This window comes from Bradyrhizobium sp., assembly GCF_049581145.1.
Lineage (GTDB): Bacteria > Pseudomonadota > Alphaproteobacteria > Rhizobiales > Xanthobacteraceae > Bradyrhizobium.
The window spans coordinates 1-11,050 of the sequence record NZ_JBAURI010000142.1; the positions used below are offsets into that span (position 1 = coordinate 1).

Sequence of the window (11,050 nt, forward strand, 5' to 3'; positions counted from 1 at the left end):
GTGCCGGCCATCGCGGGCGGCAGCGGCGGCCTGTTGGCGGCATCCGAGGGCGGGATCGACAGCCGCAACTGGCTGGCCGCGTCGACCGGCTGTGGCGTCGGTTCGGGCGAGCCGGGACCGGGCGGCGGTTTCGGCCTGGGCTTGCCGGGATGATATTTCGGCAGCTTGCGGTTGCGGTTTTGCGAATCGAAGCCGGTGTTTCCGGCGCCGCTCGCGGCCGGCACGCCGTAGCTCGGGATCTGGCCGATCCGCGACGGCGCCATTGTATCGCGCTGGCGTCGCGTGGCGTCGCCATCGGGATCGGAGAGATCGGTGGTGGCATCGGCGCCGGTGTCGTCACTGGTCTTGACATTGCTCGTGTCAGCGGTCCTGCGCAGCGGCAGGTCCTGCGGCGCGACGAAACCGCCGCGTTCGGGGTTGAAGAGGTCGAGGGTCTGGGCGGTCGCTTGCGTCCTGCCGAAGACAACCAGCGCAAGCCATGGCAACAGCGTGCGAAGAATGCGCGCGCGTTTTGTCCGGGCTCTCGCCGGTCCCGCTGCCACGATGAAAATACTCCAACAAAATCAGAAGCTTCATGGAGCAATCGCCGGACGCGGAACGGATAGGACGGCAAAGGTTCGTTAAGCGATTTAAGGCAATTATGGTTAACGAGCGGTTGAGAATGGCGCGCGAACTGATCGCCTCGCGGGCCCTGCCGTGCTAAGCAGGCCGGCGGGGTAGCCACCTCCCTGGAAATCAGTCATGCCAAGTACCAAAGTCCTGATGGCCGCAGCATCCGGCCCCGCCAACGCGAACGCCGCCGTGCAATCGGCGCTGCGCACGCTCGAGGTTGGCAGCCATGGCATCGCCGCGATCGTCACCGCGCTGCAGGGCCCGCTCGGGTCCGCGTTTGCCGCCACCGTCGAGCTGATCCGGCAGGCCAAGGGCCGCGTCATCGTCACCGGGCTCGGCAAGTCCGGCCATGTGGCGCGCAAGATCGCGGCCACGCTGGCTTCCACCGGCACGCCGGCCTTCTTCGTCCATGCCGCGGAAGCCGGCCATGGCGATCTCGGCATGATCACCGCCGATGACGTGATCATCGCGCTGTCCTGGTCGGGCGAGCAGCCGGAGATGACCAGTCTGGTGAATTATTCGGCGCGGTTTGCGATCCCGATGATCGCGGTGACCTCGAACGCGGCTTCCACGCTGGGTTCGACGGCGCGGATCGTGCTGGAATTGCCGAAGGCGCGCGAGGCCTGCCCGCATAATCTGGCGCCGACCACCTCGACACTGATGCAGGCGGCGATCGGCGATGCGCTGGCGATCGCGCTGTTGGAAAGCCGCGGTTTCACCGCGCTGCAGTTCGCCAATTTCCATCCCGGCGGCAAATTGGGGGCGATGCTGAAACGCACCTCCGATCTGATGGAGAGCGGCGAGGCCGTGCCGCTGAAGCCGCTCGGCACCAGGATGGCGGATGCGCTGGTCGAGATGTCGGCCAAGGGTTTTGGCTGCGTCGCGATCGTCGATGCGCAGGGCGTGATCGCCGGCATCATCACCGACGGCGATCTGCGCCGCCAGATGCGGCCGGATCTGATGACGACGCTGGTCGATGACATCATGACCAGGAATCCGAAGACCATCGACCGCGATTCGCTCGCCAGCGAAGCCGTGGAGCTGCTCAATGCCGCCAAGATCACCGCGCTGATCGTCACCGAGGCCGATAAGCCGGTCGGCATCCTGCATCTGCACAGCCTGCTGCGGGCCGGAGTGGCCTGACCCTCTCATCCCGGACGATGCCACCGGGTCGCGCGAAATGCGCGCCCCATGATCCGGGTTGGCTCGCTTCTCGGGCTCCGGAACGAGGTCAAGCAGCCGGAAACCGCGCCGCCTTGGCCTCGAGCGGCAGCGCGAGCCCGTTCGCGAGATAGGCCACGGTGCGATAGAAACCGCAAAGCAGCATGATCTCGAGGATCTTGTCGGCGTCGAAATGCGCCGAAAGTGCCGCGAATTCGGCGTCACTCAACGTCACGCGGTGATTCAGCGCATCGACCGCCGCGATCATCGCTTGTTCCGCCGCCGACCAGCACGCCGCGTCGGCATCCCCGCGCACGGTGGCGCGAATTTGGTCCGCGTTGAGCTGCGCCGGGCCGGCGAAGGTCGCGACATGCACGCCCCATTCGTATTCGCAGGCGTTCAGCGCACAGGTCCGGTCGATGACGATCTCGCGCTCGCGCAGCGTGAGCGGGCCACGATCGAGCAGGCTGCCGGCGGTGAACTTGTCCCAGGCCCGCGCGTGGCGCGCCATCACCCGGAACAGCATCAGAGGCGGAGCGCCGCGCATGATACGGTCGAATTGCTGTTGAATGTCCGGCGCGTAAGGCGGCTCAAGCGGCGCGATGCGTGACATGGCCCTCTCCAGTGCTACAATATTCGTAGCAACGCTACATTATCTGTAGCGATATGCAAGGAGGGCCGATGCCGAAATCAGCCGTGACAAAACGCGCCGTCCGCGGTTCGCGCTCGGGGCGGCCGATCATGGCGCTGCTCGATCTGTTGGGGCGGCGCTGGAGCTTGCGGATGCTGTGGGAACTGCGCGACCGCGCGCTGACCTCGCGCGCGTTGCGCACCGCCTGCGATGAAGCCTCACCGACCGTGCTGCAGGCGCGGCTGTCGGAATTGCGCGAGGCGGGCTTCATCGACCTCACCGTCGACGGCTACGCCCTGACGCCGCTCGGTCGGGAGCTGTTGCGAGATCTCCTGCCGCTGCATCGCTTCGCCGAGCGCTGGCGCAAGCAGGACTAGTGGTTCATCACAGTGATTATGACTGGTTGATCTCGAACCAACGAACCGATCCGAGACAGGATGGCGGCGGCTGCAACTTTCGCAACTCATTGAGCTGTGGTTATGGGTTCCGGCTCAAGGCCGGGACGACAGTGGAGTCTTTGGCGCGACCGCCCGACAACAAACTCGACGTCGTCCCCGCCAACGGGTCGGCGCAACGCGCCGCCCGATGACAGGCTCCGGCGGGGACCCATAACCACAGGAAGTTGTCGTTACGCCGCGCTGCGGCCGGAACCACTAGGTCAGGCCGCGGCCACCGTCAGGTTGGCGCCGTCGGCCCGCACGATGCGGACCCGGCTGCCCGCCGGCGTATCCGGGCCGGCCACGCGCCAGACGGTGTCGTCGATCCGCACCGTGCCGGAGCCATCGATGATCGGCTTCTCCAGCGTGAACACCCGTCCGACCAGGGCATCGGCGCGGCGGTTGAGGAATGGATGGCTGAGGGTGCCGGCGCCGTTGCTGCGGGCGAGTCGCAACCACACTGGCACGGCAGCCGCCGCGAATACCGCGAACATCAGAAGCTGCATCTGCCATGCCGGAAGCAGCACAAAGGACACGAGCCCGACCAGCAGCGCCGCGAGACCGAGCCAGAACAGGAACACGCCGGGCGCCAGCAGTTCCAGCGCCATCAGGATGACGCCGAAGATCAGCCAGTTCCAGGTGCCCAGCGTATAAAACATCTCTGACATGACGCCCCCCTGCGCTCCTATTGCTGCTGCGGCGTTGGCGGCATCGGCGGCGGGGTCGGCCCCGCCGCAGGTACCGAAGCGCGGCGCGCAGCGGCCTGCGCCGATTGCGCGCTCTCCCCGAAGGTTGCCTTCGCGATTTCGCCGATGCCGGCGAGCGAGCCGAGCAGGCTCGCGGCTTCCATCGGCAGCATGATGACCTTCTGGTTCGGCGAGTCCGCGAACTGCCCGAACGCCTTGATGTAATTGCTGGCGATAAAATAATTCAGCGCGGCGACGTCCCCCTTGGCAATCGCGTCGGAGACCATCTGGGTCGCCTTGGCCTCGGCTTCGGCCAAACGCTCGCGGGCTTCGGCGTCGCGGAACGCCGCCTCGCGACGGCCCTCGGCCTGCAGGATCTGGCCCTGTTTGGCACCCTCGGCGCGCAGAATTTCCGATTGGCGCTGGCCTTCGGCCTGCAGGATATCGGCGCGCTTGACGCGTTCGGCCTTCATCTGGCGGCCCATCGCCTCGACGAGGTCGGCGGGGGGCACGATGTCCTTGATCTCGATGCGGTTGACCTTGAGCCCCCACGGGGATACCGCGGCATCGACCACGCGCAGCAGACGTTCGTTGATCTCGTCGCGATGCGACAGCACCTGGTCGAGGTCCATCGCGCCCATCACCGAGCGGATGTTGGTCATGGTCAAGACGATGATCGCCTCGTGGAGATTGGCGACCTCGTAGCTCGCCTTGGCCGCGTCGAACACCTGGAAGAAGGCGACGCCGTCGACCGACACGGTGGCGTTGTCCCTGGTGATCACCTCCTGCTCGGGAATGCTGATCACCTGCTCCATCATGTTCATCTTGTGGCCGACGCGATCGAAATAGGGCAGGATCAGGTTGAGCCCCGGCGTCAGCGTATGGGTGTATTTGCCGAAGCGTTCGATGGTCCAGTCGTAGCCTTGCGGTACCGTCTTGACGCCGGCCAGCAGGGTGGCCATCACGAGCAGCACCAACACAATCGCGAATAGATCGAACCCGAACATCAGTCCCTCCAAGGCGGGACACGACGGCCCGCGCCAATTCCTCGCCGCAAGCACCGCCGGCCGACGCCCTTTATTTTGAGTCGGCAAACCAGCTGCGCCGGTTCACCCGCTGTTCTCAAAGCAAATAGCTATGGTCCCGTCCAGCGACCGCCAGATGCGGGACGACTGAGGGGCGCCGTCGACACCCCGGCTTTGGAGCATTTTTCCGCAAGGCTGGACACCGGCTCTCGTTGAGAAAAGGCGACCACCAACGGACAACTGGAGCATTTTCCGATTCAGCGGCATCGAATAACGCTCTGGCCAGGCAACCAGGCGGCTTCAGATCCAGCCCTGAAGCTCCCGCAGCACCAGCTGGCGAATCACGTCCATGCCCGGACCGCTGTCGTTGAGGCAGGGAATTGCGGAAAACGCCTCGCCGCCATTGTGCTTGAAGATTTCGGCGTTCTCCTGGGCGATCTCTTCCAGCGTCTCCAGGCAATCGGCGGCAAAGCCCGGCATCACCACCGCGATGCGGCGCACGCCGTCCTTTGCCAGTTGCGCGATGGTCTTGTCGGTATAGGGCTGCAGCCATTCGGCGCCGCCGAAGCGCGACTGGAAGGTCAGCAGGAATCTCGTGGCGTCGAGGCCCAGGCGCTTGCGCAATGCTTCCGTGGTGGCGATGCAATGCGCCTGGTAGGGATCCCCCTTGTCGACATACTCCTTCGGCATGCCGTGAAACGAGGCCACGATCAACTCGGGCTTGAACGGCAAGGTCGACAGATGGCCGTCGATCGAGACCGCCAATGCCTCGACATAATCGGGGTCGTCGTAATAGGGCGGCGAGATCCGCAAGGTTGGCTGCGCGCGCATGGTGGCGAGCACGCGAAACACCTCGTCGCAGACGGTCGCCGATGTCGCGGCCGAATATTGCGGATAGAGCGGCACCACCAGCAGGCGGTCGCAGCCCCGCGCCATCAGCGCCTCGATGCCGGCGCGGATCGAGGGATTGCCGTACCGCATCGCCCAATCGACCTCGACGTGATCGTGGTCGGCGATCGATCTGGCCAGTTTCTCCGCCTGCGCATGGGTGATGGTTTTCAGCGGCGATTCGTTCTTCTCGACATTCCAGATCTTCCGGTAGTCGCGGGCCTTGCGCCGTGGCCGGATGGGCAGGATGATGCCGTTCAGGATGAGCTTCCAGACCAGCCCCTGATTCTCGATCACCCGTGGATCGGACAGAAATTCCCGTAGGTAAACCCGCACGCCCCGGGCATCGGCGGTATCGGGCGTGCCGAGATTGACCAGCAGCACGCCGACGCGCGGCGACCTGACCTCGACCGCCAGTCTTGCTTTTTCGATGGGGAGAACCGCTGTCATATCGTCCGTGGCTTCGCGCGTCGTGCCATTCTTGTCAAGATAATGGCGCTTTCGATAGTCTCTTAACCCACAGCGCGGGGAGGAAGTATGACGGTCGCCGAATGGTGCATTTTCACAACCGTATTGCTCTATCTATTGACCATCGCACCGATCAAATGGATCGGATCTCGACACTATGACAATTCCAGGCCGCGCGACCCGGCCTTTTACCAGGATCCCATTCGCTCCCGCGCGCTGGGCGCGCACCAGAACGGCATCGAGACCTTTCCATTCTTCGCGATCGCCGTGCTGCTGGCCGAATTCCGCGTCGCGCCGCAGAACCTGATCAACGAGTTGGCGCTGCTGTTCCTGATCGTGCGCATCGCCTATATTCTGACCTATCTCGGCGATCGTCCGAGCCTGCGCTCGATCCTCTGGAATCTCGGCTTCGCCATCAACACCGCGATTTTCTTCCTGCCGTTGATCCGACGCTATCTGCCGATCTGAACGGCGCGTCGCGCAACCGTCTCAGGCAGGCTTCTCAGGCTGCTTTGGGCGTCTCCAGCAGGCCGCGGCGGCGCAGCAGCGCATCCGGCTCCGGCTCACGGCCGCGGAAGGCGATATAGGCCGCCTCGGGATCAAGCGAGCCGCCGGAGGAATAGATGTCGTCGTGCAGGCGCTTGGCGACCGCCGGATCGAAGATGTTGCCCGCCTCCTCGAAGGCGCCGAACGCATCGGCGTCCATCACTTCGGACCACATGTAGCTGTAATAGCCCGCCGCATAATAGCCGCCGGAGAACACGTGGCCGAATTGCTGCGGCCGATGGCGCAGCGCGATTTCCTCGGGCATGCCGATCTTGTCCATTTCAGCCCGCTCGAAGGCCCGCACGTCGGTGATGCCGGCCGCCGGCTGCGAGTGGAACTCGAGATCGATCAGCGCGGACGAGACGAACTCCACAGTGGCAAAGCCCTGGTTGAATTTGCGCGCGGCGAGGAAACGCTGCAGCAGATCCTCCGGCAAAGCCTCACCGCTCTGGTAATGTCGCGCAAAACGCTGCAGCACCTCCGGCCGTTCCTGCCAGTGCTCGTAAAGCTGCGACGGCAGCTCGACGAAATCGGTGAACACGCTCGTCCCCGACAGCGAGGGATAGGTCACATTGGACAGCATGCCGTGCAGGCCATGACCGAATTCGTGGAATAGGGTGCGCGCATCGTCGGGCGAGAGCAATGACGGCTGGCCATCGGCCCCCTTGGCGAAATTACAGACATTGAGGATCAGCGGCGTCACCTCGCCATCGAGCTTCTGCTGGTCGCGCAGCGAGGTCATCCAGGCGCCGGAGCGCTTTGACGGCCTGGCGAAGTAGTCGCCGTAGAACAGCGCCTTGTGGCGGCCCTCCTTGTCCGTGACCTCCCAGACCCGCACGTCCGGGTGCCAGACCGGGATGTCCTTGCGCTCGGTGAAACTGACGCCGAACAGGCGCGAGGCGCAGTCAAAGGCGGCCTCGATCATGTTGTCGAGCGCGAGATAGGGCTTGATCGCGGCGTCGTCGAAATTGGCGCGGCGCTGCCGGAGTTTTTCGGCATAATAGCGCCAGTCCCAGGGAGCCAGCTTGAAATTGCCGCCCTCCTCGGCAATCAGCCCCTGCAGCTCGTCGCGGTCGGCCAGCGCCCGGGCCCGGGCCGGCTTCCACACCCGCTCCAACAGACCGCGCACCGCTTCCGGGGTCTTGGCCATCGAATCCTCCAGCCGGTAGGCGGCGAAGGTCGGAAAGCCCAACAGCTTGGCGCTCTCTTCGCGCAGCGCGAGGATCTCGGGAATGATGGCGTTGTTGTCGTTGGCGTTGCCGTTGTCGCCCCGGGCGGTGAAGGCCTTGAAGAGCTTTTCCCGCAGGTCGCGCCGGGACGAGCTTTTCAGGAACGGCTCGACGGCGGAACGCGACAGCGTCACGATGGCCTTGCCGGCCATGCCGCGCTCCTCGGCGTCGGCCTTGGCGGCCGCGACGAAGCTGTCAGGCAGCCCGGCCCGGTCGTCCTCAGACAGCTCCAGGAACCAGCCCTGCTCGTCGCCGAGCAGATGATGGCTGAAGGTCGTGCCGAGCTGGGCAAGGCGTTCGTTGATCTCGGCCATCCGCTTCTTGGCGTCCTCGCTGAGGCCCGCGCCGGCGCGATGGAAGCGCGTATAGGTCCGCTCCAGCAGCCGCATCTGTTCTCCCGTCAGCTCGAGGCCCTTGCGGTGGTCGTGCAGCAGCGCGATGCGGCCGAACAGCACGCCGTTCATCAGGATCGGGTTCCAGTGCCGGGCCATCCGCAGCGAGACTTCCTTGTCGATCTCCAGGATCTCCGGGTTCGAATGCGCCGACACCAGATCGTAGAACACGGCCGAGACCTTATCGAGCAGCTTGCCCGAGCGCTCCAGCGCGATGATCGTGTTGGCGAAGTCGGGCGCGGCCGGATCGTGGGTGATGGCGGCGATTTCGGCCGCATGGTCGAAGAAGGCCTGCTCGAAGGCGGGGAGAAAATGCTCCGGCCTGATCTCGGAAAATGGCGGCGTCTGATGCGGCGTCTGCCAGGCGACCAGAAGCGGATTGGCTGGCGCCTGGGCCGTATCCTGGACCGTATCTCGGGCCGTATTTTCAGGGGTTTCCGACATCGCTAAGGATCCGTTGTTGTCGTCAGGCAGGGTACTGCCTGCTATACCACGCCATCGGGCTTTATTGGGCCTTTTGCGCTTGCTGGCGCCGCACTTTTCGGAGAGATTGCGCCGCTTCGAGACAGGATGAGATCCATGGATTTGCAAAGCTCCCCGACCGCTCCCCGCCGCGTCATCTGGAGCAGCGTCGTCACCGTGATCAGCGCCGCGATCCTGATCGGCGCCGAGGTGTTCGGCGCGGCCTTCGCCGGCGGCTGGGCGCTCGCGATCCTGTTTGGCCTCGACGACACCGGCGCGCACATCCTGCAGGCGCTGCTGTTCGCGCTCGGCGTCTTCGTGATGGCGGCCTTCATCCGCGCCGCGCAGCGCGTCGAGCCGTTCACGACGCGCGCGTGAACAAACGGATGCAAGACCGCGTGGTGCGAGAAAGCGCTGCGGGACAGGCGCATCCTCGACAACGATTCCTCAATCAAACTTAACATCTGTTCAGATTCGTCTCCGCCATCGCGCGCGTGTGAGAGCGCCGTAATCACACGTTAGGGAAATTTGCCGCGAGCCTAAAAAATTTCTTGCGGAGCAAGTTCAAAACGCTTATTTCCGTCTCTGCCCAATTTCGCACGTGCCTGTGGTCGTGTGTCAGTCGGTAGGTATCCGGACAAGAGGCCGGACAGCCGCCAAGGGGTGAGGAACCGAGGGGCGCTCAAGTTGTTCTCGACTTGAGGGTCCAGCATCTCTCTCAAGGGATGCCGTTGAAGGTCGCTTCATCCTTTGCAACCGTGACTGGCAGCCGGAGGCGAACCGGCGCACCTCGTTCTCAACGGGGGACGCGACTTAAAGCAACGACGGATCGGGCTTTTTTGGTCTCTACCGGCATTCCACCGCCGGCGCGGGCTACTGAAAAGGCTTGTCCTTCATTGCCAGGTGTGCGGGCGGGAGCATTCCCAACCAATCCACGGCAGCACAATTCGGTCTGATTCCAAGGCGTTTCCGCGTCTCCATCGTGCGGAACGCCGACGAACTCAGGTCCGAAAACCATTTGAACGGGCTCCGTCGCTGGGGCCGTTTGGAGCGTGCCATGACCGAACGCATCAGGGAATTCCTGCGCAACCGCCGTGACGAGGGCCGTGATACCGAGCCCTGCCTCGTGGTCGACCTCGAGGTCGTGCGCGACAACTACCAGACCTTCGCCAAGGCGTTGCCGGACAGCCGCGTGTTCTACGCGGTCAAGGCCAATCCCGCGCCGGAAGTGCTGTCGCTGCTGGCCTCGCTCGGCTCCTGCTTCGACACCGCAACCGTTGCCGAAATCGAAATGGCGCTGGCGGCGGGCGCATCGCCGGATCGCATCTCCTATGGCAACACGATCAAGAAGGAACGCGACATCGCGCGCGCCTTCGCGCTCGGCATTCGGCTGTTCGCGGTCGATTGCACCGCCGAGGTCGAGAAGATCGCCCGCGCTGCCCCCGGCGCGCGCGTGTTCTGCCGCATCCTCTACGACTGCGCCGGCGCCGAGTGGCCGCTGTCGCGCAAATTCGGCTGCGACCCGGAAATGGCCGTCGATGTGCTCGATCGCGCCAAGCGTCTGGGGCTCGAGCCGTGCGGCATCTCGTTCCATGTCGGCTCGCAGCAGCGCAAGGTGAAGGCATGGGATCGCGCGCTGGCGATGGCCTCCTGCGTGTTTCGCGACTGCGCGGAGCGCGGGATCAACCTCACCATGGTCAACATGGGCGGCGGCTTCCCGACCCGCTACCTCAAGGATGTTCCGCCGGTCGTGCAATATGGCCGGTCGATCTTCCGCGCGCTGCGCAAGCATTTCGGCAACCAGATCCCGGAGACCATCATCGAGCCCGGACGCGGCATGGTCGGCAATGCCGGCGTCATCGAGTCCGAGGTCGTCCTGATTTCCAGGAAGAGCGACGAGGACGAGGTGCGCTGGGTGTATCTCGACATCGGCAAGTTCGGCGGTCTCGCCGAGACCATGGACGAGTCGATCCGCTACGCCATCCGCACCCCGCATGACGGGGCGGAGATGACGCCGTGCGTGCTCGCGGGCCCGACCTGCGATTCCGCCGACGTGTTGTACGAGAAGCTGCCGTATCCGCTCCCGGTGACACTCGAAATCGGCGACAAGCTGCTGATCGAAGGAACCGGGGCCTATACGTCGACTTACTCCTCGGTGGCCTTCAACGGCATTCCGCCGCTGCGGACCTACCACATCTGATCCTGCCTCCCTCCCTGAGGCCTGAACAGTCGGGAGCCGGCGCGCCGGCTTCCTCCCGTCATCTGTGACATTGCTGACAACGCCCCGCGGCGCGCTTCACCGTCGGAGCGAGGACTGACGTGCCATGACCGAATTGCGCAAGACCCAGATTGCCCCGACTTCGAGTCCCGTTCCGTTCGCGATCCGCAGCGAGCGTGCCTCCGATGTCGTCGCGCGCGAAGCGCTGCTCGATGCCAGCTTTGGCGACAATCGCCATGCGCGCACCTGCCAGCGCCTCCGCGACGGACGCGCGCCCGCCGCAGGCCTTGCCCTG

The 11,050-nt window shown here is 64.6% G+C and carries 10 protein-coding genes and 2 pseudogenes; 6 read left to right on the forward strand and 6 right to left on the reverse strand.

Annotated elements, in window-relative coordinates; translation table 11 throughout:
- Positions 1 to 542: pseudogene (locus tag WCB02_RS04660) on the reverse strand (outer membrane beta-barrel protein); the annotation flags it as partial.
- Between the two features lie 199 nt (positions 543 to 741).
- On the opposite strand from WCB02_RS04660, the gene WCB02_RS04665 reads away from it, so the two are divergent.
- Entirely contained in the window at positions 742 to 1,755 is a 1,014-nt protein-coding gene (locus tag WCB02_RS04665) for a KpsF/GutQ family sugar-phosphate isomerase (RefSeq protein WP_423956668.1), read from the forward strand.
- An 88-nt stretch (positions 1,756 to 1,843) separates the two neighbouring features.
- On the opposite strand, the gene WCB02_RS04670 is transcribed toward WCB02_RS04665, so the two are convergent.
- The gene (locus tag WCB02_RS04670) at positions 1,844 to 2,386 is read right to left on the reverse strand and encodes a carboxymuconolactone decarboxylase family protein (protein WP_423956669.1); all 543 of its coding nucleotides are present in this window, start codon (positions 2,384 to 2,386) and stop codon (positions 1,844 to 1,846) included.
- A 68-nt stretch (positions 2,387 to 2,454) separates the two neighbouring features.
- On the opposite strand from WCB02_RS04670, the gene WCB02_RS04675 reads away from it, so the two are divergent.
- A complete protein-coding gene (locus tag WCB02_RS04675; protein WP_423956670.1) occupies positions 2,455 to 2,781 on the forward strand; it encodes a winged helix-turn-helix transcriptional regulator in 327 nt (108 codons plus the stop codon).
- 281 nt (positions 2,782 to 3,062) lie between these two features.
- Here the strand turns inward: WCB02_RS04675 and WCB02_RS04680 are convergent, their stop codons facing one another.
- The 3 genes from WCB02_RS04680 to hemH all read right to left on the reverse strand — a co-directional run bounded on the left by WCB02_RS04680 (position 3,063) and on the right by hemH (position 5,890).
- Positions 3,063 to 3,509: an NfeD family protein gene (locus WCB02_RS04680; protein ID WP_423956671.1), complete on the reverse strand. Its 447-nt coding sequence runs from the start codon at positions 3,507 to 3,509 to the stop codon at positions 3,063 to 3,065.
- A gap of 17 nt (positions 3,510 to 3,526) precedes the next feature.
- Positions 3,527 to 4,534, reverse strand: coding sequence for an SPFH domain-containing protein (locus WCB02_RS04685; RefSeq protein WP_423956672.1), 1,008 nt, complete (start codon positions 4,532 to 4,534; stop codon positions 3,527 to 3,529).
- A 318-nt stretch (positions 4,535 to 4,852) separates the two neighbouring features.
- Positions 4,853 to 5,890 (reverse strand): ferrochelatase, encoded by a 1,038-nt coding sequence (gene hemH, locus WCB02_RS04690; protein ID WP_423956673.1) that lies wholly within the window; start codon positions 5,888 to 5,890, stop codon positions 4,853 to 4,855.
- A gap of 87 nt (positions 5,891 to 5,977) precedes the next feature.
- Between hemH and WCB02_RS04695 the strand changes: the two genes are divergently transcribed.
- Positions 5,978 to 6,376, forward strand: a complete 399-nt coding sequence (locus tag WCB02_RS04695) for an MAPEG family protein (protein ID WP_423956674.1) — start codon at positions 5,978 to 5,980, stop codon at positions 6,374 to 6,376.
- A 34-nt stretch (positions 6,377 to 6,410) separates the two neighbouring features.
- Here the strand turns inward: WCB02_RS04695 and WCB02_RS04700 are convergent, their stop codons facing one another.
- Positions 6,411 to 8,519, reverse strand: a complete 2,109-nt coding sequence (locus WCB02_RS04700) for a M3 family metallopeptidase (protein WP_423956675.1) — start codon at positions 8,517 to 8,519, stop codon at positions 6,411 to 6,413.
- Positions 8,520 to 8,654: 135 nt separating this feature from the next.
- On the opposite strand from WCB02_RS04700, the gene WCB02_RS04705 reads away from it, so the two are divergent.
- The 3 genes and pseudogenes from WCB02_RS04705 to WCB02_RS04715 form a co-directional block, all read left to right on the forward strand.
- The gene (locus WCB02_RS04705; protein ID WP_423956676.1) at positions 8,655 to 8,915 is read left to right on the forward strand and encodes a hypothetical protein; all 261 of its coding nucleotides are present in this window, start codon (positions 8,655 to 8,657) and stop codon (positions 8,913 to 8,915) included.
- Positions 8,916 to 9,594: 679 nt separating this feature from the next.
- Positions 9,595 to 10,737: a type III PLP-dependent enzyme gene (locus WCB02_RS04710; protein ID WP_423956677.1), complete on the forward strand. Its 1,143-nt coding sequence runs from the start codon at positions 9,595 to 9,597 to the stop codon at positions 10,735 to 10,737.
- Positions 10,738 to 10,861: 124 nt separating this feature from the next.
- Positions 10,862 to 11,050: pseudogene (locus WCB02_RS04715) on the forward strand (GNAT family N-acetyltransferase); the annotation flags it as partial.